This window comes from Hanstruepera ponticola (genome assembly GCF_002940745.1).
Taxonomy (GTDB): Bacteria; Bacteroidota; Bacteroidia; order Flavobacteriales; family Flavobacteriaceae; genus Hanstruepera; species Hanstruepera ponticola.
In genome coordinates, this window is record NZ_POTB01000001.1 from 1,066,581 (window position 1) to 1,090,884 (window position 24,304).

The following is a 24,304-nucleotide window of genomic DNA, read 5'->3' on the forward strand; positions in this document are numbered from 1 at the left end:
CTTAATTATTTGAGCGTCTTCTATTTCTATTTCGGTTTCGCCCAGTATGAGATGTATTATCCCTTTTAGATGGTTGTCTATTTTCTCCTTTAGGTTTTGATCGCTGCTGCCTACCTTGACCTTGCTTTCTGGGTTCAGTTGATGCATTAGGATCAGGTTCAAACCCTTCAACAACAGATACTGGTATTTTTTCACCAATTAACTTTTCAATATCCCTCAAATAGGTTGTTTCATCAGCACTTACTAAAGAAATAGCTTCGCCACTGGCTCCTGCTCTACCCGTTCGTCCAATGCGGTGTACATAGTCTTCAGAAATATTGGGTAACTCAAAGTTAATAACATGCGGTAATAATGGAATATCCAAACCTCTAGCTGCAATATCTGTTGCCACTAATACCCGTATTTTACTAGTTTTAAAACCGCTTAAGGCCTTGGTTCGTGCACCTTGACTTTTATTACCATGAATAGCAGCAGCTGAAATTCCCGCACCAATCATTTTTTTACAAAGCTTATTAGCACCATGCTTGGTTCGGGTAAAAACCAAAACCTGTTTCCAGTTCCCATCAGAAATTAACTTGATAATTAACCCCGTTTTTTTGCCTTTGGCTACACGATACACTTTCTGATTGATAACCTCAACAGCTGTGTTTTCAGGCGTGGCCTCAACGGTCACAGGTTGGTGCAAAATACCATTAGCCAACTTTCTAATCTCTTTTGAAAACGTGGCGGAAAACAACAAACTTTGTCGTTTTTTAGGCATGGAATCCATGATGCGTTCAATATCACGTAAAAAACCCATGTCTAGCATACGATCGGCTTCATCTAAAACCAGAATTTCAACACGTTTTAACGACACTATTCCTTGGTTTTGCAAATCTATTAAACGACCTGGAGTGGCAACTAAAATATCAACACCTCTACGAATAGCAGCCGCTTGTGGCTTCTGATTAACACCGCCAAAAATAACAACCGAACGTAAATTGGTAAATTCACTATAAGACTTGACATTGTCGTAAACCTGTGCAGCCAATTCCCGAGTTGGTGTTAAAATTAAAGCCCGTATAGGTCTGTATTTTGAATGCTTATTCTCTTCTAACAATTGCAACATAGGTAAGGTAAAACCAGCTGTTTTTCCAGTACCTGTCTGTGCAGAGGCCAATACATCTTTCCCTTCTAGAATGACTGGAATGGCTTTTTGTTGAATAGGTGATGGTTCTGTATAACCTTGTTGAGAAACCGCTTTTAGTAAGGCATCGGTTAAGCCTAGAGATTTAAATGACATATAAATGATTGTGCAAATGACATTCTTATTTATAGCGTCATTTTCTATTAGGTGTCAAAGATACAGCTATTATTTTTGGTGTTCGCTATTTACTTGATTATATCAAAAAAATAGACGAACTTCGTTTACAGTTGATATAGATAACCTGTATTGAGCTTGTCGAAATATTAAAACGCATTCATATCACAGCGTTGTGCTTCATTATAACCAACCATTAACCAATGATAAAATTCTTTAGAAAAATCCGTTACGACCTTATGGAGAAAAACAAAACTGGAAAGTATTTAAAATATGTCATTGGCGAAATTGTTCTTGTAGTAATTGGAATTTTGATTGCATTACAGATTAACAATTGGAATGAAGGCAGAAAACAACAATTGGTTTTAGACCAATATTACGAACTCTTACTAGGTGACTACGAAGAAAACAAGAAATATATTAATACTTTAATAATATCATTAAAAGAGGGAATTACTTCCTTTGAAAACTATTATCAGGAGTTTGGAAAGAAAAATTTAGAAACTAATGACTTCATAAGTGAGCTTGATAAAATCGATAATGTTACAGCCTATTTAAAGTTTGAAAATCCTACGATTCAAACGGTTCAACATACAGGAGAAATAAAATTATTACCCGCAACTTTACGTGAGAAAATTCTAATCCTTAACGGAAATCAGGAAAGATGGACAATTGTTAATAACTCAAATAATGAAATTTTTTTATCTCAACAAATGAAAGCCATTGCCTTGGGGTTAAAAACAAATATCAAAATACGAGCAAACAATCACCCGCAGCTTAATAAAGATTTGCAAAAAGAAGTGAGTCCAATCAAATTATTACTCGAGGCTGAAGCTGCATTTGCACTAAAGTATTTTACCGAAAAAAACTTACTAGTAGAGATGCAGAAGATGATTGATGATATTACCGAAGTAGAAAGTTTAATAAAAAAAGAGCTTAATAAAAAATAACGAAAGCACAACAATGGCTATAGTTCATTACGGCTGAAATTCCTACTCGGAATTTCAAGCCTTTTTACTAAATTTATGGTTACAGCGGAATGATACTCGCGTAGCATTCCGTAACGAAACCATAGCCAAAACCGTAAACGAAACCTTAAAAATGGTTATATATTTCTTATACTTAAAATTAAAATTTCCTAATCACAACGTTAGTTTCTTGCTAAAAAGCTTTAGCATAGTATTTAGTTTAATTCTTTTAAGCTGTGAAACACAAACCAAATCGGTTACCGCAGAAACTCTAACATTCTTGTCTGATAAAACTATTGTTGATTTATCACACGAATATTCCACAGAAACCGTGTATTGGGTTACAGCCAAAGAGTTCGAACTCGATACCGTTTTTGCAGGCGACACCGATAAAGGGTTCTACTATTCAGCTAATAATTTTGCCACTGCCGAGCATGGCGGAACCCATATTGATGCACCCATTCATTTTTCTAAAACAGGGCAAACCGTTGAAGAGATTCCATTAGAAAACTTAATAGGTTCAGCTATTAAAATTGATGTATCTAAAAATGCCAAGGGTAATCCCGATTATTTAATTTCGGTTGAAGATTTAACAAGCTGGGAAAACCAAAAAGGCCATCAAATTCCTAATAACAGTATTGTGTTGTTGCAAACAGGTTTTGCAAAATACTATCCAAATAAAGAACAATATTTAGGAACTACAGAACGTGGCGACCATGCCATTGCCTTATTGCATTTTCCTGGATTATCACCTGAAGCCGCACAATGGCTGGTTGATAATAGAAACATTAACGCCATTGGTATTGATACACCAAGCATAGATTACGGGCAATCGCAACTGTTTAAAAGTCATGTTATTTTACTATCTGAAAACATACCAGCTTTTGAAAATTTGACCAATCTGGATAAATTACCACAGGATGGTTTTGACATTATTGCCTTACCCATGAAAATAAAAGGCGGAACAGGTGCGCCTTTGCGCATTATAGCATTACTAAACAACTAAAATTATAAAACATATATTATGAAAACTCTTATTGGAAATCTTATAATTATACTCGCTTTTTCATGCTCTGTTTTTTCACAGAACAATTTGGAGAAAGTTACCAACGCCATGGAACCGTTACATTTCATGTTAGGAACTTGGGAGGGTGATGCTTGGACTATGACTCGAGAAGGCCGAGTTGAATCGCGTATCAAAGAACAAATTTATTGCAAAACAGATTGCAACATAATGGTTGCTGAAGGATTGGGAACAAAAACCGATGCTGAAACCAATGAAACCGTCGTTGTTCATGAAGCTTTTGGCGTGATGTATGTAGATCCAGAAACCAAAAAACTCATGTTAAGAGCCTATAAGGATAATAAAATATCCATTTCAGAAATAGATATTATTTCTGAAAAGGTTATTCGCTGGAAAATGGAAATCCCAAATCAAGGTACCGTGAGGTTTACTAGTGATTACAGTAAAGACAATACATGGGTTGAAATAGGCGAATTTAGTCGCGATGGTGAAAACTGGATGCAGTTTTTAGGTATGGAACTTACCAAAATTGCCGATTAAAAAACCTGTGGCTAACACGTGCATAATTAATGGCTAGAACTCGCCAACTTATGACAATTGCTTGAGCCAGTTCGCTACGCTCCTCTCTCGCGGATTTTCTTTTCCGTTTGTATTTGCTAAATTAGGTGCTTAAAACACGCAACAAACCATTTACAAAACCGTTGGCGATAATTAACATAACAACAAATGTCAGAAAATATGAATAATAATTTTTATGCAATCGTGATGATTCTTTTTTTGACTTTCGGTTGTAAAAACGAAACAAAAAAGATTGAAGAAGTTTCAAAAACAGAATTCACTGAAGCGTTAAATGTATTAGGTAGCTACGTTTCTGACGGTTATTCAAAGAGAAGTGAAGGCTATGATTGGATAGCCATATCAGTTACAGAAACAGAAAATAATCAATTGAATATTTCAGTCCGCTCAAGAGCAGACAAGAAAAAACCTACTTGTACATTTGATGCAGTTGCCTATAAAGTAGATGACAAACTTTACCAAACCCAAATTGATGGAAAATCCATTCTGTTTGAATTTACTAATGCGCAAATCACTATATCTACAGAAAAGGAAGATGATGAAAGCTTACTGTATTTTTATTGCTCTGGTGGTGCAAGTATTGCCGGAACATACCAAAAAATAAATGAACCAATTGATCAAAATCAAATTGACAAAACAAAATTCAATAGCGTACTAAACTTACAAGACGTTGGATTTAATGTCTCTTCAATAGAAAAAGATGGCAAAAACACCCTTACAATTTTCACATTTGGATTAAAAGAACGTGAATACCAAGAGACACTCAACATTGACGGTGAAGAAGTAATCAACGCAGAAGTTGAAGACCTTAATTCTGATGGCTCACCTGAACTTTTTGTTTTTACTCGGTCAGTTGGAAGTGGAAGTTACGGAAATGTGTACGCATTTTCCGTTAATAATAAGAAATCAATGAGTGAGGTGTATTTTCAACCTACAGCAGAAAACAGCGAGATAAATAATGGATATATGGGACACGATGAATTTTCGCTCGTTGAAAATACTTTAAGTCAACGCTTTCCAATCTATAAAGAAGGTGATACAAATGCTGAACCAACTGGAGGAACAAGACAAGTTTCTTACAGACTAGTAGAAGGCGAAGCCATGAGAAAACTTGAAGTTGATAAAATCACTGAATATTAAAAACAGTAATAAAAAATAAGATGAATAGAGCATTAAAGCAATCCATGAAACCGCTAATGATACTTTTCATTATCCTTTTCAACCAAATTACATCTGCTCAAACTGTTTCTTTCGAAGATTCAAACCTTGAAATTGCAATTAGAGAAATAATTAGATTACCATCGGGAGAAATCACAAAAATACATGTTGACAGTATCAAAAGATTGGATATTCGAAATAGAGGAATCACTTCGTTAAAAGGTCTTGAGTTCTTTAAAAATCTACAAATAATATCTGCGGATTCTAATCCAATTAGTAACCTGTCGCCTTTAACTAACTTGAAAAGATTACGAGTCTTAAATCTTGGTAACGGAAAAATCAGTGATCTCTCACCTCTATCTGAATTAGATAGTATGTACGGTATTTGGGTACCAGAGAATAAAGTTTCAGATCTCTCACCTATCAAAAAATTAGTTAGCTTAGAGCATCTTATTATATCAAAGAATAAATTAACTGATATTGGCCCTGTTTCAAACCTGACTAACCTTGTTCAGCTGAATTTAGATTACAATGAGATTGATAACCTATCACCTCTTTCAGGTTTGTTAAAGCTTGACAAGCTATCACTCCACGGGAATGATATAATGGATTTAAGCCCTCTTGCTACTCTTGTAGCACTGAAGCACCTAGACCTTCGAAACAATCGTATCAAAAATCTCAACGCTCTGGAAAACTTAACTTCTTTGGAAAATTTATTCCTTTGGAACAATCAAATTGAGCATATATCTGAACTTTCGTCATTGATCAACCTTGAGTGGCTGGAACTTGGTGCCAATGAAATTGTCGATATCTCCCCATTATCAAACCTTAATAAGATAAAACGGTTATCCATCAATGACAATTACATAAACTTTAATGCTGGTTCTGATGCATTAAGCTTTGTTGAATCTCTTCAAACAAAAGGTACTATTGTTTACTACCTCCCACAACAGAATTATAACTATTTCAAAAAGCTTAATTAAAATCAATGTTCTAGAAATAAACCACACACAACACCAAAAAAAAAAAAAAAAACAGAACAAAATGACAAAATTTAGAGTTTTAACAACAATAATAATTTTCGCAACTATTCTGATTAGTTGCTACTCTGAAAAATCGAAAAATAATTTAGAAAAAGAGAGCATAAATCAAAAGGAAATAGAATCAGATACACTGACTAAGCACTTAAAACCATTCAAATCTGAATTGCCAACAATCGGACTTTTGATGTATAACGGAGTTCTACAAAGCGAAGTAATTGCAACTTCAGATGTTTTCGCAAAACCAACCGAAAGCGGAAAACAAATTTTTAATGTAATCACAATTGCAGAAACTGAAAAACCAATCACAACCGAAGAAGGAATGCATTTCGTTCCTGATTATACTTTTGAGAATTGTCCAAAATTAACTGCTCTTTTTGTGCCAAGTGCTTATGATATGTATGCACAAGTTAACAACGAAAAAATAGTAAACTTCATAAAAAAGAAAAACAAAGAAACTGAATATGTTGTGAGTAATTGCGCTGGAGCTCAATTAATCGGGAAATCTGGAATTGCAGATGGACATAAAATCGTTACTTGGATTGGTGGTGGAGAACAATTACAAAAAGACTATCCAAATTTAAAAGTTCAGAATGATAGTTTAGTAACTTTTATTGAAGATGGAAAATTCAGTTCGTCAAATGGAAATTTGGCAAGTTATATTTCAGCATTAAATTTATTGGAAAAAATGACAAGCTCTGAACATAAAAAGTTCGTGCAAAGTTATTTATATCTTGACCGACTTCAAAATTGGAAAGAATAAAGTACGGTGGATAAAAATGTGAATAATTCATTGCTAGTGCAAGCCTACTTACGGCACAAGCACAAAGTGCAAACACGTTGCAAACAATTTGAATAACAATACTATGAGAAACTATATTTTATTTTTTATACTAATAGCATGTTTAAAATCAGGAATTAGCTATTCTCAAGATGTCAATGTTAAAATTGGAATTAAAGACAGCCTTCAATCAAAAATATTAAATGAGAATAGACAACTAGTAGTATCTCTGCCTATTGACTATGACGTATCAAACGATACGTATCCTGTTCTCTTTTTGTTAGACGGAACTGAAAATAATCTCATAGATGCCAGATTAGTAACCTATAATCTACGTTTAAAAATAATTATTGTAGCAATTTCAAACACTGACCGAGAAAGAGATATGATGCCAATTAGCAGACCATCATACCAAGTAGAAAATCCTAAAGCCGATAATTTTATATCATTCCTAGAAACCGAACTAGTACCATATATTGCTAAAAAATATCGTACAAACGGTCAGAAAACCATAAGAGGTAGATCTTTAAGTGGATTATTTGTAATGTATGCCTTTTTATCAAAACCAGAATTGTTTGATAATTATATAGGAAATTGTGCTGGGTGGTTTGCAGATATGAATACCTATTTCAATAAACTAGCAGACAAATCTTTTCAAAACAACAATAATTTTAAAGGAAAAAAATTATTTGTAGCAAACTCGTTGGCTGACCCATTAGACCCAAACAAGGAAATACACCAATCAATAATTGATTTATCCAAGAGAATAGAACATGAGTTAGGTGACCAAATAAAATATGAGTATATAACTTACGAAAATGCTGGACACGTTCCCTATTCAGGTTTTTATGACGGAATGAAATTTATATTTGAGAAAGAATAAAAAACTGTTACCTAACACCATATAAAATTGACGGCTAATTCTCGCCTACTTATGGCACAAGCACAAAGTGCAAACTGGCAAAGCAAACCATATACAAAACCATTAACAAACATTTGTACATAAATAAATGAATACCTTTTTTGAAATTTTATTTTTTGGATTTATAGTATATGCCTTTTATTTCATGTTTACTTTTAAGACTAAAAAAGAAAAGGAATATGAAAAAAAATTAAAAAAAAGCCTAGAAGACGAATTTATTATTGACCCAGAAACTGGAACTAAACTAACACTAGAAGAAGCTGAATCTGGACATTGGATTGCACACGACAATGAATTTCGTACCATTCCAGAAACTGAACTTGAGAACCTCCCAACCGAAGACGAAAAAATAGCCGAAAGAGCATTAAACTACTTAAGAAAAAGTAAAGATTATAGGAAAACGAAACTGACTGATGAGCAACTTGATATTTTTGAAAAAACAAAAATTTTAAATAGTTATGACGATTGGCACTACTCAAACCCGTTTGAATTTAAAAATGGCATAGTGTTTTTACCTGCTCCTGAACTTCATGGAATGACCTATTATCAAGACACCTACTGTGAATCTCATTTAATGTATTGGATTAAAATTGATAATATAAATGGACACTATTTTTTTAGAGAAAAGTCTTCGGGAGAAAAGTTTCTTGACCTTTTGAGGAAAGATGACGAATTAGAAATTAATGACTATGAATGCTTTACCCTAAAGAAAAGTCACAACATAATTCTAATAAAAAATCTTTTAAAGAATTTCGAAAATCAAAAAGGATTAGAAATAGAAATTGATAATGATAATCTATTCATAAAAACCACAAAACTTGTGAATTTAGACGATATTTATAAAATAGAAAACATAATAAAAAACGTTTGCTAAATTACGTGCTAAAACACGCAACGACACGAGCAAAGCGAACTGAACAAAGTTAAATCAAAGATTCAACGAAGTTAAATCATACACAAAACCATTAGACGCAAATTGAATGAACAAACTCATTAAAAAACCATATCTAATTTTCTGGACGTCAATTCCCATAATTAGCTTACTCGGATTTTTTATTAAAGCTGATTCTTTTGGATTCAATGTTCACGACACCTATTTTGTAATTGCCACTAACCATTTAATCATGCTGATTTCATTACTTTTCGTAATAATTGGACTTGGATATTGGATTATGGAAAAAGCCAATAGAAAACTATCAAAATGGCTTAATTTAATACACATTACCTTGACCTTTGGTGGAATTTTAATTGTTTTGATTTTGACTCAATGTTATAGGAATGAAATTATGGAATATGATTTCAATAATAACCTGACTTTAAGCATCACCCTTATTTTAATTACTGTAATATTTGGTCAATTAATTTTTCCAATTAATATAATAAGAGGACTAATAAAAAAACTACCCAACCCCTAGCCTAAAGAACAAAATCTACCCTTGTCCCGACCCATAGCCTCGGGAGTCTCCCGTCTCCTATCTTCCATCATCAACAAATAACCAAATCAACGAATCAACCCAACACCCTTTGTCAGTCTGAGCAAGCCTGTATCGAGCTTGTCGAGATGTCGAAGACACAACCCTCAAATCACCTGTCCCAACCGATAGCCTCGGGAGTAACCCATCATCGGTCATCGGTCATCGGTCAACCACCATCCGTCATCAACAAATAATCAAATCCACGAATCCACGAATCCACAAAACAACCATTCAACCCATAAAAAAGCACTTAATCGTTAAAAAATAACACTTTATCGGTAAAAAGTCTTGCGTATTTCAAAAACCTTTTCTATATTCGTTTCGTTTTAAGGCAGTTAGTAGGTAGTAAACAATAACCAAATCAACAAATAAACAAGCAAACACTACTGCCAACAAAACCTCTCCCTAACAACAAATCCCGACCCATAGCATCTGGATAAATTCTCTCCCTACAAGTAATAGCAAAAACAGGCTACCCTGCATGGCCGTGGCATGGGCAATCTGTATAAAACCAGAAAACGGCAAAACCAAGTCTTTATTAACCTAAAACAATTAAAATCATGAAGACACAAGTAAAAAATGGTTCCAAGTCGCACACAGCGGACGAACTAATTAACCAAGTGGCACAAATGCCAAAACAACTATTAGAAAAACACAACATCCAATTGTTAACTCCGACGGATAACGTCCCGACCGCCAGCGTCGAGACCGATAGCGTCGGGCTTGTTCAGACTGCTAACGTCGAAAAGCTCAAGCGCGCCCGCACCGCAGGCTATTACGAAACTGGTATGGCGCTCAACATCACGCACGGTATTCAGGTGGTTGACTACCTGATTACCTATGGTACGGATTACAACCCCAGTAATCCCGCCATTGCCGTGGCAAGTCTGCAAACCATGAACACCACAGGGCAAGACCTCTTGGACAACGCCCGTGCCAAAATGCAGGAAAAGAAGCTCACCACCCAAGCCCGTCAAGATGTGTATGGCGACCTCAAACCACTGGCAACACGCATCCTAAACGAGCTTGAAGCCTCCGGTGCCCCACAGGCAACCATAGACAACGCCAGGCACTACGTTCGCAAAATCCGTGGAACACGTATCATTAAAATAGATCCGGACAGCACCGCAAACCACGTGAGTGCCAGCCAGACCTCCTTTACCGAGCAGATACAACACTTTACAGACCTCATTAACGTGCTAACGCCTTGCACCCAGTACCAGCCCAACATCCCCGAGCTGCAACTCACCGCACTGGTAGCCAAGCGCGATGCCATGAAAGCCACCAACAATGCCGTAAGTACCGCACAAGCCGTATGGAGCACCTCGCGCGTAGAGCGCAACAAGTTCTTCAACGAGCCCGTAACAGGCTATGTAGAAACCTTTCAGGCAGTCAAGCGTGCCGTAAAAGCCATCTTTGGTGCCAGCAGCCCGCAGTACCAGCAGTTGGGAGGCCTAACCTTTAGACGTATTAAAGAGTAAGGCGTATAGTACGGTAACAACCCTTAATTACTTTTTAAAAACCACGAATGCTTGGCGTTCGTGGTTTTTTTATATCACACGCTTATCAATTAATTTAATATATTAGTGCTATAGGTTGGATATAATCATTGATTATATCCAAATGTTAGCAAACATTTGATGAAAATCGCACTCAAAATAATCGGAATTCTATTGATTGTATATTTTGTTTTGGCTTATGCTTTACCAAAATTTGTTGCGATTCCGTTTGCTGCGTGGAATTCAAAACAAGTTTGGACTGAATATGAAGAAAGTCAAAAGAACGAACTTAATCAAATTGATTTAGAAATAATTGGAGTTTATGAATATCAAACCGAAAACGAATCAGAAAATCATCTGATATTTATAGATACAGTTGACACCAAATTAGTCGGATTCTATTTTGGAACCGAAGATTCTGGTGGACACGGAGTTTTTCATTATGGAAATCCACTCTTGAATTTCAAACTGACTGAAAACGAAATCGCATTTGAAATCGGACAAAGAGAACTTTATGAAACTACGAGAAATAAAGTTTACAAACCGTCACAGAAACCCAAAAAAGAAAAACCAATCGGACTTTCGAAAACCCATATAAAATATAACGGAAATTTGATTGAATTTGGATTTAAATTAAACTGTGAATCTGAATTTCAAGATTGCTGGCAGAATAAAATGGAATTTAGAAAAATATATGATTAAAAATCGTTTGCTAACAACGTGTATAGCTCATTGCGGCTGAATTCCTAATCGGAATTCATTGCAATTTGCTATCTTTCGGTTACGGCGGAAAATCATAGCTGATTTCCCGCAACGAGCCATACACAAAACCGTTGTGTGTAATTTGAAAACAAAATTATGTTGAAAAAAATTTACTTAATCTTAACTGTAATATTTTTCTGTAATTCTTGTGGCAGTAATAATACTCATCTTAACAATCAGAAAAAAAATTCTCAAATAGAATTTACTAATCAAGAATTTGATTTGAGTCGATTTAAAGGAAAATGGCTTACTAATTCAAGATTTGACAATAGTAATTTTGCGATTTTTCAGGAAGATTTATACGTACGCTACAGCGATAAAAGATATGTCCCATATAAGTTGGAGAAAGACAGTATATTTATTTATTTTAACAAGAAAGTGGCAAAAGGTCGACTAATAAATTTAACTGAAAGTGAAGTGGAAATACTTTGGGGAACGAAAGAACCAAAAGAAAGGATAATATATTATCGACCATAAAAACTACACACAACAATGTATAACCGCAATTTGCTTCGCCAGTCGCTACGCTCTAGTCGGCGGATTCGACTAAGTCCGAATCCACTCGGAATTGCTAAAGTCTGTGTCAAACCAAAAATTAACGCATATTAACCCGTAACCAACGGTTATACGAAAACCGTTGTAACCAATTTAACCATGCTCATGTAAAATTATGATGACATTAAATTCAAAAAATCTTGTTAGGATAAATAGATTAATAATTATATTGATATTTCATATTATTCTCTATAATAATTGTCTAAGTCAAGAAGGAAGTTTAGATACTAACTTTGGGGATTCTGGGATTAGCACAGTGGACTTTAATTCTAATTTTGATGTTGGAAGAGATGTCGCAATACAGTCTGACGGAAAAATACTTCTTACAGGTACATCTAATTCAAACATTGCTTTAACTCGTTTAAATCCCGACGGCACTTTAGATCTAAGTTTTGGAAACCTAGGAAAAGTAATTACCAATTTAAATTATTATGATGATGCTCTAGCAATTAAAATTCAGGATGACGGGAAGATTTTATTAGCTGGTTATTCAAGCGAATATATACCTAACACAACAACATTAATTTATTCATTTATTTTAGTTCGTTATTTTTCAAACGGATTAATTGATACTAGTTTCGGAGACAATGGTATTGTAATACCGAACTTTGGTGACAGTAATCAAATATTTCGTGCATTGGGAATTCAACAAGATGGAAAAATTGTTGCCTCTGGAGATTGCTATATTGGCTCGAATAAAGAATTTGTAATAATGCGTTTTAACTCTGATGGCACTTTAGATAACACTTTTGGAAATGGAGGTGTTTTTCATACATTAATAGGTATTAACTTCAATACTAACCATTCACTTGCCATTCAAGCAAATGGTAAAATAGTTTTGGCGGGTACAACTGGAATATCCCCAAAAAGTATTGCCATAGTTCGTTTAAACACAAATGGTACAATTGATGATACTTTTGGTGAAGAAGGAAAAAAAATAATATCTATTTCAGGTGTTTCAGATTATTGCAAATCTGTAAACATTCAACCTGACGGTAAAATTTTACTTGCTGGCGAAATATTCATATCAACTGGTGATTTTGATTTTACTTTAATCCGCTTAAACAACGACGGAACTTTAGATACTACATTTGCAAATAATGGCATTTCAATTAAAAATATATCAGGTAATGACAATTGTAATTCAAGTATTATTCTGTCTAGTGGTGATATTATTTTATCAGGTACAACTAGTACCAATAACATTGCCAAAGTTGCCATAATTAAATTTAATGAAACAGGTATCCTTGATACATCATTTGGAGATAACGGTGTTACAACTATAAACCCAAATGTAGAAAATAGTGATTTTTATTATGGTGTAAGCAGTGCCTCTCAACTTGATGGGAATATCATTATTGGTGGATATGCAAGAATTCAGTATGAATATGATTTTATGATTATAAGAATTATAACAAGTTTAGAACTTGGTGTTTTGAGTAATAATAAAGAGGCAGATTTAATGTTTTATCCAAATCCCATCAATGAAGTTGGTATCTTAAAATTTGAATTACTTTCTAGCCAAAAAATTTCGATTTATTTGAGAGACATTACAGGTAAAATTATTAAAACTTTCATTAATCATAAATTGATTCCTTCTGGAAAGGTTCAAGAATTTCTTTATTTCACAAATATCAATTCAGGTATTTACATATTATCCATTAAAACTAAAGAAAGTATAACTTCGATTAAAGTAATTAAATAAAACTGGTTACAACAAAGTATATAATCCATTGCTAGTAAAAGCCTACTTACGAAAATTTGCTTACGCACAGTTCGCACTTCGTGCTCGTGTCTCGCGGATTTTCTATTCAGTTTTTATTTGCTACATTAGGTGCTTAAACCATGCAACAAACCATATACAAGCTCATTACCCAACATACGAAGATTGTTAAAAGTTCAACGCAACCTTTTCACTTATTATGCATCTTATGGGTATAGATTGTCTAAAAAAATCAATTCAATATGAAAAATCTGTTTTTAATTTTTAGTCTTGCTTTTTTCTTGTTTTTTTCATGTTCTTCAGAAAATGATGAACGTACTCCTTGTCAATACGAAACTACGTTAACCACTTCAGTAGCATCTGATATAACAGATACTTCAGCGACTTTAAGTGGAACTATAAGTGTAATTTCAGAAAACTGTGAAGTGCCTAATAACACTGAACAAGGCTTTGTGTATGCAACTACTATACAGCCTACAATAAACGACAATCAAGTCAATATAAATGGAACTGAAATTAGTACAACCATTATAAACCTTGAACCAAATACTACATACTATGTAAGGACATTTTTAAAGAATACATATGGAGAATTTTATGGTAATGAAATCAGTTTTTATACCGAAGAATTAGGATACTCCAATCCTATTTATTTAGACGACAACGGTGTAACCATAAAAGCAAAAGAATGGGCAGAAATAGGTGATGTGGGAGAAGTTGATGGTATTGAGTACACAATTGTAGATTTAGAGACTTTAAATTCTATGATACTGAACAACGAAGATGTTACCGTGATTTGTACATCAAGAATTAACAATATGAATGGTATGTTCTATGAGAATGAAACATTCAATCAAGATATAGGTTCTTGGGATGTGAGTAACGTGACTGATATGAGTTATATGTTCGTCTCCTCACTTTTCAATCAAGATATAGGTGCTTGGGATGTGAGTAACGTGACTGATATGAGTTATATGTTCGTCTCCTCACTTTTCAATCAAGATATAGGTGCTTGGGATGTGAGCAGTGTTACTGATATGAGCAATATGTTCTACTTTAATTCTGTATTCAATCAAGAAATAGGTAATTGGGATGTGAGTAGCGTCAACAATATGTTTGAAATGTTCTTTGGTTCAGTTTTCAATGAAGATATAGGTGCTTGGGATGTGAGTAATGTAACAAGTATGAGGGGTATGTTCATCCAATCTCTATTCAATCAAGATATAGGTGCTTGGGATGTGAGTAATGTAACAAGTATGCGTAGTATGTTTTCCCTTTCTGAATTCAATCAAGATATAGGTGATTGGGATGTGAGCAGTGTGACTGATATGACGGGTATGTTCAATTTTTCTGAATTCAATCAAGATATAGGTGATTGGGATGTGAGCAGTGTTACTGATATGACGCGTATGTTCAATTCTTCTGAATTCAATCAAGACATAGGTGCTTGGGATGTGATTAGCGTGAATACAATGGAATCTATGTTTAGTTCTTATTCAACCTTCAATCAAGATATAAGTAATTGGGATGTGAGTAATGTCACAAATATGAAGGGTATGTTCTTCCGTTCTGTGTTCAATCAAGATATAGGTGCTTGGGATGTGAGCAGTGTTACTGATATGAGTATTATGTTCGCCTCCTCACTTTTCAATCAAGATATAGGTGCTTGGGATGTCAGCAGTGTCACAAGTATGCGTGGTATGTTCCTCTCATCTCAATTCAATCAAGACATAGGCGCCTGGAATGTGAGCAGTGTTACTGAAATGTCGTCAATGTTCAAATATAATTCTGTATTCAATCAAGATATAGTTGCTTGGGATGTGAGTAATGTAACAAGAATGATTGGTTTGTTCTCTTATTCAGTATTCAATCAAGACATAGGTTCTTGGGATGTAAGCAATGTCACAAGTATGCGTGGTATGTTCTATGAGAATGAAACTTTCAATCAAGACATAAGCTCTTGGGATGTGAGCAATGTCACAAGTATGTATTATATGTTCTACAATTCAGTATTCAATCAAGATATAGGTGCTTGGGATGTGAGTAGCGTGAATACAATGGAATCTATGTTTAGAGAGAATTCAACTTTCAATCAAGACATAAGCTCTTGGGATGTGAGCAATGTCACAAATATGTATTATATGTTCTACAATTCAGTATTCAATCAAGATTTAAGTTCATGGGATGTTAGTAATGTCACTTCTTGTGGATCGTTTTCATATTCAACTCCTTCATGGGTACTTCCTAAACCTAACTTTACTAATTGCACTCCTTAACTAAACTAAAATCGAACTATTAATTTGATTTATCCATTATAACATCATTCGAATTTCACTTTTAAATCATCTGAATAAAGAATAAACGTTGGGTAAAACGTGTATAATTAACCAGCCCGACAAGTCATTCTGGCGGATTGCTGGTGCAAGCCTACTTACGAAAGTCCTTGCGGATTTTCTATTCGGTTTGTATTTGCTAAATTACGTGCTAAACCACGCAACGAAATCATACATGAACACGTTGGCAAACATTTAACCCAAAAATCGAACTATGAGATTAACATTCGTATTTATCTTATTTACTTGCCTGACTTTCGGACAAGAAAAACCAATAATTTTCTATAATGAAAGTAGAGAAAAAATAAGCAAGCAAGATTTCATTAAAACTAAAGATTATAGTAAAAATTTAGACTTATATTTTGAGAATGATACTACCCAAATTGGATTATTAGTAACTCGAAAAAAATTTGGACAACTTGACAAAACTACTTTTGAGAATTTAAAATCCTACTTAACTGAATTAACTGACAAAACAATCGATTCCACTCAAAATATTGTAATAAATTATTTAACTGCATTTCCGAAAAAAGCTGATAACACAAAATCAAGGTCTACTTGGAATATTTTAGATAAAGACTATTTGAAAAAACTTCACAATATTGCTGATATAAATCAATTTTGGATAAACTCACCTGAATCTGACAATCTTAAATATTATCATCAAAATAAAATTAATTGGATAGCAGATAAAGAGAATTTATTTAAAAAATTATTTTTTCCTTATGAAGTAAGATATGGAAATTATATTCTGATTAAACCAGACGGAAAGTTCTATTATTATTTAGGAGAGCATAGTAAATATCAAATTTGGGAAAATGCCGAAAAATATTTTTAATAATAACGTTTGCCAACAATGTATAACCGCAATTACGGCTCATCTTTTTATTTCATTTTAACCATTCCAACAGCGTTATTAGTCATTCCCCAAGCGTTATTAGTTATTCCCCAAGCGTTATTAGTCATTCCCCAAGAGTTATTGGTCATTCCCCAAGCGTGATTAGTCGTTCCCCAAGAGTTATTAGTCATTCCCCAAGCGTTATTGGTCATTCCCCAAGCGTGATTAGTCATTCCCCAAGAGTTATTGGTCATTCCCCAAGAGTTATTAGTCATTCCCCAAGAGTTATTGGTCATTCCCCAAGAGTGATTGGTCGTTCCCCAAGCGTTATTGGTCATTCCCCAAGTGTGATTGGTCATTCCCCAAGCGTGATTGGTCGTTCCCCGAGCGTGATTGGTCGTTCCCAAACACGAATAACCAAATCATCAAATCAACTGTCCCTACCTTTAGCGTCGCGAACCCAACACCTAAAAAAACGCGCTGTACTGCATAACCCGAAAATCAAAGGTGTTAAACTCGGGGTTTTTTGCTTTTAACTGCTTATACAAAGGCAAGCGGCTAATGGAAATATTGGCAGCTCCAGAACCAGAAGTTAATGATACTGTTTTGATGGTTCTATTTTGAAGCTGAAATTTATGGATTCTGGGTACTTCATTATTTACCAGCTCCAGTTTCAGGTTATAATCCCGTAAATGCCTTCTAAAAAAATATTCCGGACCATTTTTACTATTACCTCCTGTAAATAATAAAGTGTCAATATGAGGATATTGCTTTAAATAGCCTACCAAATCACGTAACACAATGTTTGTCATACCCAAATCAGAAGCATCTATCTTCTCCCTTTCGGCTGATGCCACAATATCACAAACACCTATTTGATGCTCAATTAAAAACGCTTGACGCTGGTCTATGGCTTCCTGCGAGTTATCATACCGCAATCCCAATTGATGTATTTCATCTATAAACAACCACAAACTATTGTAGTAACTCCCATAGCAAAAATCAACATCCTTTTCCAGTAAATCGCCCGTAGAAAAACGTGGCGGTGGCAAGGTGCCAACAATCAGTTTTGTGGTGTTCCCTTGAATAAATGGCTCGTATGGATGTTTGTGCTGGAACATAATATAATTGACTCCGTCGAATCTTCGATTTTCTGCATCACACTGAACAAGTTGGTGTCTGAAGTGCCACATTGTGCAAGCCTGTATTCTTGTCACACTGAGCCTGTCGAAGTGCCACCAAAGGCAAGAATCTATAGTGCATTTTGATAAATTTCGTCAATTCGAGTGGATTTTTCGATTGAAATGAGAAAAATTTGTATCGAGAATCAGAATTTTAACACTCAAAAAAAAGATCTCGATAACTCTACCCATCCTGTCGAAGTACAATTTTTTGCAACTATCAATAACCACTCATTTGTCATTCCTGCGCAGGCAGGAATTTTTTTGTTACATGCTAAACTACAAATTTTAAAGCTTAACTTTTTTCACTATATTAAAGGATAAATAAGTTTAATTAAATAAGATTCCCACTTTCGTGGGAAGTAAAAAATGGGAAAAGGCGATAAAAAAACAAAACGTGGAAAAATCAATCGAGGTACATTTGGTGTCAGACGTCCTAGAATTAAAAAGAAAGTAAAACCAGAAGATAAAATTAGTATCAACAAAAAAGCTAAACCTTAATGTTATTACCTAGTTTTTTTCCTAAAGCATAGGCACCTGCTATAGAACCTATAATGAGGCATATTGTTAGAAATACATAAACGGTGTATAGCAATAAGCTGTCTTTTGAGTTTATACAAAAGGAATCCCACAAACAAGTTTCTAATGGATCTTCATTAATTTTTATAAGTAAAAAACTGAATCCAAATAATACAACAAGAGAAACCAAAACGTATTGTAGGGTCTTGTTTTTTGGCTTTTTACCAGTAGGTTTAAAAGCTCGCCGTTCAAATTCTGAACGTTTATTATCTTGTAAAGACCAAATTGTTTTCTTTGGAGAGTTGCTCATGAAATCTGTAATTTTCTAAATCAAAACCTTTAATATCATCCAAGGTTTTCGCATCATTTTCAATGATATAGCGCGCCATTAATCCACGAGCTAGTTTGGCGAATATACCAATGGTTTTGTAGTCGCCATTTTTTAGTTCTTTAAAATCAATATGTACCACAGGTACTTTTAAGGCTTTAGTATCTACAGCCTTAAAATACTCATTACTGGCCAAGTTTAAGAATAACTCACCTTCTTCCAATTCATCATTCAAAGCTTTAGTAACTTTCTTTTTCCAGAATTCATAGAGGTTTTTGTTTTTTCCAACCGGTAGTTTTGTTCCCATCTCCAATCTATAAGGCATGATTAAGTCCAATGGCTTTAAAACGCCATATAAACCAGACAGAATCCTAACAGTATCTTGGAGTTTGCCCAATTTCTTGGTAGATATATTATAAACATCCAAACCACGATACACATCACCATTAAATGCATAAACCGCTGGTCTTGCTTTATCTTTTGAAAATGGCAATTCCCATGCCTGATTGCGCTCGTAATTTAACTGTCCCAAATTATCAGAAATACTCATGAGCTTGGATAAACTTTTAGCCGATTTCTTTTTAAGCAGTTTATTTAAACGCTCCGCTTCTGATAAAAAACAAGACTCTGTTGCTTTGGTAGTTGGTAATTTACTATCATAATCTAGAGATTTGGCAGGAGATAACACTAGTTTCATAAACAATTTGTATTTTCTTCAAAGTTACAATTGTAATTAATAAAATTCAAGATGCGTATTTTATATTTTCTATTGAAGCATTGACTAGCTTTATACTAAAAATGAAATTGGTTTTCTTTTAAAACTTCCCAATTAAAGTTTAAATACAAATCACTTCTGGCATCCAATGGGTTTTTGGCTGTTTGTAATGTTTTTAATTTTTTTTCATTAAGTGCATCATTCACAGTTAGGTCTCTAATCAAACTATTATGGTTCTTAAATTTGGAGTGTTTGTGTTCCCTATGAACAACATTTGAATATGTGTAAATATAAAATTTGGTCCCTAAAGCTTTTTGCAAAAAATAGAAGAAACTATCCTCATGACCATAATGACCGCAATATGCTTCATCTACACCCTGACTTTTGTAAAAAACGTCTTGAGTTAAAAAAAACACATTAAAATGCGGGTCAACTTCCTTTAAACCATAATATCTTCTGAACTTAAAAATAGCATCTTTAGGAATCTCAAAGCTTATAAGGCTCTCAAATAAGTTTTCAGGAAACAATACATCTAAATCCGTTAAAACCATTTTGTCTGATTTAGCATAGTTGACACCTAAATTGCGTGCGCCTCCTTGATTCCATTCAATATCATCTGTGATTCTTAATAAAGTATAGTTGAGTGGCACATCTTCAGGAATTATAAAACGGATTGGTGAGTGATCATCTACAAATACAAAATGAATGTGCTTTAAAACATTGGGACTATAACGACTGTAAATCGCTATTAATTCTAAAAGTGGATTAAACTTGCTATTGTCTAGATAAAACGGCACAACATAAGTCAACGCAATTTGGTTATTTGATGCTTTTGACATGTGCTTTTATTTAGTGATCGAATTTATTTCTAAAATATGGAGTTGAATAAGTGCCTCAAAGCCTTCTGTAAATTCTTTAGGAACTTCGTCTTTAAAAAAGACATTACGATCAATTGACTTAACCATAAAGTCATAACTGGCTAAATCAGTTACATCAAGTAAATACTCATGCTCATGACTCGTAAAAATAAAACTGTGATGTTCTTTGCTTACTTTAAATTTAGGATTTAATACATAGTTAACCATGAAAAACAATCAGGAAGTGTTTAATTCTCTAAAAAAAGTGTCAAAAGGAAATAAAGATTGTCAATTAATAGCCATCGTCATAATAACCATCATCGTAGTACCCATCGTCATAATAACCATCATTATAGAATCCATTATCATCATCATCTGATTTACATGATACAATAGACGAACCTATTATTGTTACCGCAGAAGTAATTAACAATGTTTGTCCTGTTCGCTTTAAAAAGTCACGTCTTTTCATAAGATGAATAATTTAAAACTAAAGTAATATTTTTTCGGATTAATCCAAAATATTCTCTTAAACATCTTGGTGTTTAGAATACTGACGCCATTTTTCAACACAAGCTTGCATATCTTCGGGGATTTCAGAATCAAACCGGAGCATTTTACCAGTTTTAGGATGCATAAACCCAAGTGTTTTGGCATGAAGTGCCTGACGTGGTAGTATTTTAAAACAGTTTTCTACAAATTGCTTGTATTTGGTGAAAGTTGTTCCTTTTAGTATGCGTTCACCACCATAACGCTCGTCATTAAATAGCGTATGTCCCATATGTTTCATATGCACCCGTATTTGATGTGTACGACCTGTCTCCAATTTACAGGAGACCAATGTAACATAACCCAAACGTTCCAAAACTTTATAATGTGTAACAGCAGGTTTTCCTTTGTCAGCATCATCGCCTTCATAAACGGTGTTTTGCAATCGGTTTTTGGGATGTCTTCCAATATTGCCTTCTATGGTGCCTTCGTCTTCTTCAATATTCCCCCAAACCAATGCCACGTACTCACGTTCGCTAGTTTTATCGAAAAACTGTTTGGACAAATGCGTCATAGCTTCCTCATTTTTAGCAATCACCAACAAGCCACTAGTGTCTTTATCAATACGATGTACTAAACCTGGTCGGTTACTAGAATTATTAGGTAAGTTATCAAAGTGATAGATCAAGGCATTAATCAAAGTACCTGAATAATTGCCATGACCTGGATGCACAACCATGCCAGCTTCTTTATTTACCACCAACAAATCATCATCTTCATAAACAATATTAAGTGGCAAATTTTCTGGCGTGAGTAAATACTCGTAAGGTGGATGCTCAAACAACACTCTGATTTTGTCCAGAGGCTTTACCTTGTAGTTCTGCTTTACAGGAACATCATTCACATAAATATTTCCGTTTTTTGCAGCCGCTTGAATTTTATTTCGTGTAGCATTTTCAATAAAATTCATTAAGTATTTATCTATTCGAAGTGGTTGCTGACCTTTTTCGGCTGTAAATGCATAATGCTCATACAAGTCATCATCTTCTGGCTGATTTTCTGGTGTGTATTGATCCATGATTAGTTTGAACCAGGTCTTTTACCATTTCCTAATACCAAATCTATTTTTGATGTTTTAGGTAACATGTCACCAGCCTTAATTTCTTCTCCGTTATGAGTCATCTTTAATACCACATCAATAGCTATATTATCTACATACTTTAAGTTTCCAACTTCAAAACCTAGTGCTTCTAATGTTGGTTTGGCTTGCCTTAAAGTGCGTTCTTCCAATTCTGGCACCATCACTTTCCTATATCCCGAAGGGTTTAGCGTTAAATATATTTTACGGTTTTCTTTTACCTGTTTACCTGCAACAGGATCTTGCTCAATAACTGAAAACTTTGGATAATCTGGATTGAAATTTGAAGAATCCAATATTTCCATGGCCAAATTATTCTCGTTCAATTCAATTTTAGCCACTTCAATTGACTTCCCCTTTAAATCAGGAACTGTTTCAAACTCACCGTGATTTGTTGAAATATTCAACCATTTTAACATGATAAAAACAATAACGACTATGGCTACTAACGCCAGAACCAATTGTTTTAAAAATACTTTACTTTTAAGGAATCCTATTAAACTCATGGGTGATTATTTCTGAAACAAATATATAAAAACAGAACTGTTTTTACTTTCGATTATTTAGTGATATTTTAGCTTAACTAATATTAGATACGTTTTATAGTACGTTTCAGATTACACATATAGTATTAATTAACAAGGTTTCTACATGAGTAGTAAATATTTATGAAAAAAAATATTGGTATTATAATGGGAGGATACTCAAGCGAATATGAAATTTCGCTTAAAAGTGGACAAGTGGTTTATGAAACATTAAATCCCGAAAAGTACAACGCCTATAGATTACATATTTTCAAAAACAAATGGGTTTATGTGGATGCCAATGACCAAGAGCACCCTATTGACAAAAACGATTTTACGATAACAATTGATCATAAAAAAATTTCATTTGATTGTGTGTTTAATGCCATTCATGGTTCTCCAGGAGAAGATGGCTACATGCAATCTTATCTTGAATTAATAAACATACCACACACCAGTTGCGGTATGTATCAAGCCGCTCTGACCTTTAATAAACGTGATTGTTTAAGTGTATTAAAACCTTATGGCATAAAAACGGCAGAAAGTTATTATTTGAATTTTGGTGATTTGATTGATGAAAGTGCCATTATCAAAAAAGTGGGTCTGCCCTGTTTTGTTAAAGCCAATAAAGCCGGAAGTAGTTTTGGAATCACAAAAGTATATAAAAAAGAAGAGCTTAAACATGCTGTTGAAGTGGCTTACAAAGAGGACGATGAAATTATTATTGAGTCTTTTTTAGATGGCATTGAGGTTTCTGTTGGTGTTATAACCTATAAAGGAGAAACCAAGGTATTACCTATAACAGAAATTGTAAGCGATAATGATTTTTTTGATTACAAAGCAAAATACTTGGGTGAATCTCAAGAAATAACACCGGCTCGTATTTCTGAAACTGATGCTGATAAAGTAAGAAGGCTAGCAAAACAAGTTTATGAGATTCTCAAAATGAAAGGTTTTTCTAGAAGCGAATACATTTTTAAAAATGGAGAACCACATTTACTAGAAGTTAATACAGTTCCAGGTTTAACTAAAGCCAGCATTTTACCTCAACAAGCTGCAGCTGCAGGAATTAGTTTAGCCCAATTGTTTGAAAACGCTATTGATGAGGCTTTGAAATAAAATTTGTAATTTTAACTTTATGAAACGAGCCATATTCCCAGGATCTTTTGATCCCATTACTCTTGGACATTATGATATAATAAAGCGTGCCGTCAAACTATTTGATGAAGTTATCGTAGCCATTGGTGTTAATGCTGAAAAGAAATATATGTTTTCATTAGAAGAGCGAAAGCAATTTATTTCTGATGCATTTAAGGATGAACCAAAAGTGACTGTAGTATCTTATGAAGGATTGACTGTTGACTTTTGTTTAAAAAATAATGTGAAATTTATTTTACGTGGCTTACGGAACCCAGCCGATTTTGAATTTGAAAAAGCCATAGCACATACTAATCGGGATTTGGCTCCTATTGAAACCGTTTTCCTATTAACAGCTGCTAAAACATCTTATATAGCTTCGTCGATTGTTCGAGATGTTATTAGAAACCATGGTGATTATACCAAACTGGTTCCAAAAAGTGTTCGTGTGAAATAATTGTC

General features: G+C 34.1%; 28 protein-coding genes. 18 read left to right on the forward strand and 10 right to left on the reverse strand.

What is annotated here, in order from left to right; translation table 11 throughout:
* Position 1: 1 nt before the first annotated feature.
* A complete protein-coding gene (locus tag C1S72_RS04855) occupies positions 2–1,282 on the reverse strand; it encodes a DEAD/DEAH box helicase (RefSeq protein ID WP_104734517.1) in 1,281 nt (426 codons plus the stop codon).
* A 221-nt stretch (positions 1,283–1,503) separates the two neighbouring features.
* Between C1S72_RS04855 and C1S72_RS04860 the strand changes: the two genes are divergently transcribed.
* From C1S72_RS04860 to C1S72_RS04930, 15 genes are all read left to right on the forward strand, one after another.
* A complete protein-coding gene (locus tag C1S72_RS04860) occupies positions 1,504–2,250 on the forward strand; it encodes a DUF6090 family protein (protein WP_162919881.1) in 747 nt (248 codons plus the stop codon).
* A 208-nt stretch (positions 2,251–2,458) separates the two neighbouring features.
* A complete protein-coding gene (locus tag C1S72_RS04865; protein WP_230401579.1) occupies positions 2,459–3,274 on the forward strand; it encodes a cyclase family protein in 816 nt (271 codons plus the stop codon).
* 18 nt (positions 3,275–3,292) lie between these two features.
* Positions 3,293–3,832: a hypothetical protein gene (locus tag C1S72_RS04870; RefSeq protein WP_162919930.1), complete on the forward strand. Its 540-nt coding sequence runs from the start codon at positions 3,293–3,295 to the stop codon at positions 3,830–3,832.
* Positions 3,833–4,030: 198 nt separating this feature from the next.
* Positions 4,031–5,008, forward strand: a complete 978-nt coding sequence (locus C1S72_RS04875) for a PliI family lysozyme inhibitor of I-type lysozyme (RefSeq protein WP_104735791.1) — start codon at positions 4,031–4,033, stop codon at positions 5,006–5,008.
* A gap of 20 nt (positions 5,009–5,028) precedes the next feature.
* On the forward strand, positions 5,029–6,009 hold the full coding sequence (locus C1S72_RS04880; RefSeq protein WP_104734521.1) for a leucine-rich repeat domain-containing protein: 981 nt from the start codon (positions 5,029–5,031) through the stop codon (positions 6,007–6,009).
* 61 nt (positions 6,010–6,070) lie between these two features.
* Positions 6,071–6,829: a DJ-1/PfpI family protein gene (locus tag C1S72_RS04885; RefSeq protein WP_104735792.1), complete on the forward strand. Its 759-nt coding sequence runs from the start codon at positions 6,071–6,073 to the stop codon at positions 6,827–6,829.
* A gap of 103 nt (positions 6,830–6,932) precedes the next feature.
* The gene (locus C1S72_RS04890) at positions 6,933–7,730 is read left to right on the forward strand and encodes an alpha/beta hydrolase (RefSeq protein ID WP_104734522.1); all 798 of its coding nucleotides are present in this window, start codon (positions 6,933–6,935) and stop codon (positions 7,728–7,730) included.
* A gap of 127 nt (positions 7,731–7,857) precedes the next feature.
* Positions 7,858–8,643, forward strand: coding sequence for a hypothetical protein (locus C1S72_RS04895; protein ID WP_104734523.1), 786 nt, complete (start codon positions 7,858–7,860; stop codon positions 8,641–8,643).
* A gap of 106 nt (positions 8,644–8,749) precedes the next feature.
* Positions 8,750–9,184 (forward strand): cbb3-type cytochrome c oxidase subunit I, encoded by a 435-nt coding sequence (locus C1S72_RS04900; protein ID WP_104734524.1) that lies wholly within the window; start codon positions 8,750–8,752, stop codon positions 9,182–9,184.
* A 620-nt stretch (positions 9,185–9,804) separates the two neighbouring features.
* On the forward strand, positions 9,805–10,725 hold the full coding sequence (locus C1S72_RS04905; RefSeq protein ID WP_104734525.1) for a hypothetical protein: 921 nt from the start codon (positions 9,805–9,807) through the stop codon (positions 10,723–10,725).
* A 159-nt stretch (positions 10,726–10,884) separates the two neighbouring features.
* Positions 10,885–11,445 carry a hypothetical protein gene (locus C1S72_RS04910; protein WP_104734526.1) on the forward strand — a complete coding sequence of 187 codons (561 nt, stop codon included), beginning with the start codon at positions 10,885–10,887 and terminating at the stop codon, positions 11,443–11,445.
* Between the two features lie 156 nt (positions 11,446–11,601).
* Complete coding sequence (locus C1S72_RS04915) at positions 11,602–11,982, forward strand: hypothetical protein (RefSeq protein WP_104734527.1); 381 nt, start codon at positions 11,602–11,604, stop codon at positions 11,980–11,982.
* Positions 11,983–12,175: 193 nt separating this feature from the next.
* The gene (locus C1S72_RS04920; protein WP_104734528.1) at positions 12,176–13,765 is read left to right on the forward strand and encodes a T9SS type A sorting domain-containing protein; all 1,590 of its coding nucleotides are present in this window, start codon (positions 12,176–12,178) and stop codon (positions 13,763–13,765) included.
* 260 nt (positions 13,766–14,025) lie between these two features.
* The gene (locus C1S72_RS04925) at positions 14,026–16,059 is read left to right on the forward strand and encodes a BspA family leucine-rich repeat surface protein (RefSeq protein ID WP_104734529.1); all 2,034 of its coding nucleotides are present in this window, start codon (positions 14,026–14,028) and stop codon (positions 16,057–16,059) included.
* A 271-nt stretch (positions 16,060–16,330) separates the two neighbouring features.
* Positions 16,331–16,954, forward strand: a complete 624-nt coding sequence (locus C1S72_RS04930; protein WP_104734530.1) for a hypothetical protein — start codon at positions 16,331–16,333, stop codon at positions 16,952–16,954.
* A gap of 47 nt (positions 16,955–17,001) precedes the next feature.
* On the opposite strand, the gene C1S72_RS04935 is transcribed toward C1S72_RS04930, so the two are convergent.
* On the reverse strand, positions 17,002–17,361 hold the full coding sequence (locus C1S72_RS04935) for a hypothetical protein (protein WP_104734531.1): 360 nt from the start codon (positions 17,359–17,361) through the stop codon (positions 17,002–17,004).
* A gap of 60 nt (positions 17,362–17,421) precedes the next feature.
* Positions 17,422–18,075, reverse strand: coding sequence for a uracil-DNA glycosylase family protein (locus C1S72_RS04940; RefSeq protein ID WP_104734532.1), 654 nt, complete (start codon positions 18,073–18,075; stop codon positions 17,422–17,424).
* 429 nt (positions 18,076–18,504) lie between these two features.
* Here C1S72_RS04940 and C1S72_RS04950 point away from each other — a divergent pair, with 429 nt between their 5' ends.
* On the forward strand, positions 18,505–18,636 hold the full coding sequence (locus C1S72_RS04950) for a 30S ribosomal protein THX (protein WP_104734534.1): 132 nt from the start codon (positions 18,505–18,507) through the stop codon (positions 18,634–18,636).
* Here C1S72_RS04950 and C1S72_RS04955 read toward each other — a convergent pair.
* From C1S72_RS04955 to C1S72_RS04985, 7 genes are all read right to left on the reverse strand, one after another.
* A complete protein-coding gene (locus C1S72_RS04955) occupies positions 18,626–18,964 on the reverse strand; it encodes a hypothetical protein (RefSeq protein WP_104734535.1) in 339 nt (112 codons plus the stop codon). The genes C1S72_RS04950 and C1S72_RS04955 overlap by 11 nt on opposite strands.
* Positions 18,921–19,679: a peroxide stress protein YaaA gene (gene yaaA / locus C1S72_RS04960; protein ID WP_104734536.1), complete on the reverse strand. Its 759-nt coding sequence runs from the start codon at positions 19,677–19,679 to the stop codon at positions 18,921–18,923. Before yaaA ends, C1S72_RS04955 begins: the two co-directional genes overlap by 44 nt.
* Before the next feature lie 95 nt (positions 19,680–19,774).
* Positions 19,775–20,536 carry a glycosyltransferase gene (locus C1S72_RS04965; RefSeq protein WP_104734537.1) on the reverse strand — a complete coding sequence of 254 codons (762 nt, stop codon included), beginning with the start codon at positions 20,534–20,536 and terminating at the stop codon, positions 19,775–19,777.
* A 6-nt stretch (positions 20,537–20,542) separates the two neighbouring features.
* The gene (locus C1S72_RS04970; RefSeq protein ID WP_104734538.1) at positions 20,543–20,782 is read right to left on the reverse strand and encodes a hypothetical protein; all 240 of its coding nucleotides are present in this window, start codon (positions 20,780–20,782) and stop codon (positions 20,543–20,545) included.
* Positions 20,783–20,846: 64 nt separating this feature from the next.
* Positions 20,847–21,026 carry a hypothetical protein gene (locus tag C1S72_RS04975; RefSeq protein ID WP_104734539.1) on the reverse strand — a complete coding sequence of 60 codons (180 nt, stop codon included), beginning with the start codon at positions 21,024–21,026 and terminating at the stop codon, positions 20,847–20,849.
* Between the two features lie 57 nt (positions 21,027–21,083).
* The gene (locus C1S72_RS04980; RefSeq protein WP_104734540.1) at positions 21,084–22,121 is read right to left on the reverse strand and encodes an RluA family pseudouridine synthase; all 1,038 of its coding nucleotides are present in this window, start codon (positions 22,119–22,121) and stop codon (positions 21,084–21,086) included.
* Between the two features lie 2 nt (positions 22,122–22,123).
* A complete protein-coding gene (locus tag C1S72_RS04985; protein WP_104734541.1) occupies positions 22,124–22,687 on the reverse strand; it encodes a PASTA domain-containing protein in 564 nt (187 codons plus the stop codon).
* A 162-nt stretch (positions 22,688–22,849) separates the two neighbouring features.
* On the opposite strand from C1S72_RS04985, the gene C1S72_RS04990 reads away from it, so the two are divergent.
* The gene (locus C1S72_RS04990; protein ID WP_104734542.1) at positions 22,850–23,824 is read left to right on the forward strand and encodes a D-alanine--D-alanine ligase; all 975 of its coding nucleotides are present in this window, start codon (positions 22,850–22,852) and stop codon (positions 23,822–23,824) included.
* A 19-nt stretch (positions 23,825–23,843) separates the two neighbouring features.
* Positions 23,844–24,299, forward strand: a complete 456-nt coding sequence (gene coaD / locus C1S72_RS04995) for a pantetheine-phosphate adenylyltransferase (RefSeq protein ID WP_104734543.1) — start codon at positions 23,844–23,846, stop codon at positions 24,297–24,299.
* The last annotated feature ends 5 nt before the right edge of the window (positions 24,300–24,304 follow it).

What these genes read in the sequence shown, in the direction of transcription:
- C1S72_RS04855 (WP_104734517.1), bottom strand. Translation starts at nt 1,282, where the DNA reads ATGTCATTTAAATCTCTAGGCTTAACCGATGCCTTACTAAAAGCGGTT.
- C1S72_RS04860 (WP_162919881.1), top strand. Translation starts at nt 1,504, where the DNA reads ATGATAAAATTCTTTAGAAAAATCCGTTACGACCTTATGGAGAAAAAC.
- C1S72_RS04870 (WP_162919930.1), top strand. Translation starts at nt 3,293, where the DNA reads ATGAAAACTCTTATTGGAAATCTTATAATTATACTCGCTTTTTCATGC.
- C1S72_RS04875 (WP_104735791.1), top strand. Translation starts at nt 4,031, where the DNA reads ATGAATAATAATTTTTATGCAATCGTGATGATTCTTTTTTTGACTTTC.
- C1S72_RS04880 (WP_104734521.1), top strand. Translation starts at nt 5,029, where the DNA reads ATGAATAGAGCATTAAAGCAATCCATGAAACCGCTAATGATACTTTTC.
- C1S72_RS04885 (WP_104735792.1), top strand. Translation starts at nt 6,071, where the DNA reads ATGACAAAATTTAGAGTTTTAACAACAATAATAATTTTCGCAACTATT.
- C1S72_RS04890 (WP_104734522.1), top strand. Translation starts at nt 6,933, where the DNA reads ATGAGAAACTATATTTTATTTTTTATACTAATAGCATGTTTAAAATCA.
- C1S72_RS04895 (WP_104734523.1), top strand. Translation starts at nt 7,858, where the DNA reads ATGAATACCTTTTTTGAAATTTTATTTTTTGGATTTATAGTATATGCC.
- C1S72_RS04900 (WP_104734524.1), top strand. Translation starts at nt 8,750, where the DNA reads ATGAACAAACTCATTAAAAAACCATATCTAATTTTCTGGACGTCAATT.
- C1S72_RS04905 (WP_104734525.1), top strand. Translation starts at nt 9,805, where the DNA reads ATGAAGACACAAGTAAAAAATGGTTCCAAGTCGCACACAGCGGACGAA.
- C1S72_RS04910 (WP_104734526.1), top strand. Translation starts at nt 10,885, where the DNA reads ATGAAAATCGCACTCAAAATAATCGGAATTCTATTGATTGTATATTTT.
- C1S72_RS04915 (WP_104734527.1), top strand. Translation starts at nt 11,602, where the DNA reads ATGTTGAAAAAAATTTACTTAATCTTAACTGTAATATTTTTCTGTAAT.
- C1S72_RS04920 (WP_104734528.1), top strand. Translation starts at nt 12,176, where the DNA reads ATGATGACATTAAATTCAAAAAATCTTGTTAGGATAAATAGATTAATA.
- C1S72_RS04925 (WP_104734529.1), top strand. Translation starts at nt 14,026, where the DNA reads ATGAAAAATCTGTTTTTAATTTTTAGTCTTGCTTTTTTCTTGTTTTTT.
- C1S72_RS04930 (WP_104734530.1), top strand. Translation starts at nt 16,331, where the DNA reads ATGAGATTAACATTCGTATTTATCTTATTTACTTGCCTGACTTTCGGA.
- C1S72_RS04940 (WP_104734532.1), bottom strand. Translation starts at nt 18,075, where the DNA reads ATGTTCCAGCACAAACATCCATACGAGCCATTTATTCAAGGGAACACC.
- C1S72_RS04950 (WP_104734534.1), top strand. Translation starts at nt 18,505, where the DNA reads ATGGGAAAAGGCGATAAAAAAACAAAACGTGGAAAAATCAATCGAGGT.
- C1S72_RS04955 (WP_104734535.1), bottom strand. Translation starts at nt 18,964, where the DNA reads ATGAGCAACTCTCCAAAGAAAACAATTTGGTCTTTACAAGATAATAAA.
- yaaA (WP_104734536.1), bottom strand. Translation starts at nt 19,679, where the DNA reads ATGAAACTAGTGTTATCTCCTGCCAAATCTCTAGATTATGATAGTAAA.
- C1S72_RS04965 (WP_104734537.1), bottom strand. Translation starts at nt 20,536, where the DNA reads ATGTCAAAAGCATCAAATAACCAAATTGCGTTGACTTATGTTGTGCCG.
- C1S72_RS04970 (WP_104734538.1), bottom strand. Translation starts at nt 20,782, where the DNA reads ATGGTTAACTATGTATTAAATCCTAAATTTAAAGTAAGCAAAGAACAT.
- C1S72_RS04975 (WP_104734539.1), bottom strand. Translation starts at nt 21,026, where the DNA reads ATGAAAAGACGTGACTTTTTAAAGCGAACAGGACAAACATTGTTAATT.
- C1S72_RS04980 (WP_104734540.1), bottom strand. Translation starts at nt 22,121, where the DNA reads ATGGATCAATACACACCAGAAAATCAGCCAGAAGATGATGACTTGTAT.
- C1S72_RS04985 (WP_104734541.1), bottom strand. Translation starts at nt 22,687, where the DNA reads ATGAGTTTAATAGGATTCCTTAAAAGTAAAGTATTTTTAAAACAATTG.
- C1S72_RS04990 (WP_104734542.1), top strand. Translation starts at nt 22,850, where the DNA reads ATGAAAAAAAATATTGGTATTATAATGGGAGGATACTCAAGCGAATAT.
- coaD (WP_104734543.1), top strand. Translation starts at nt 23,844, where the DNA reads ATGAAACGAGCCATATTCCCAGGATCTTTTGATCCCATTACTCTTGGA.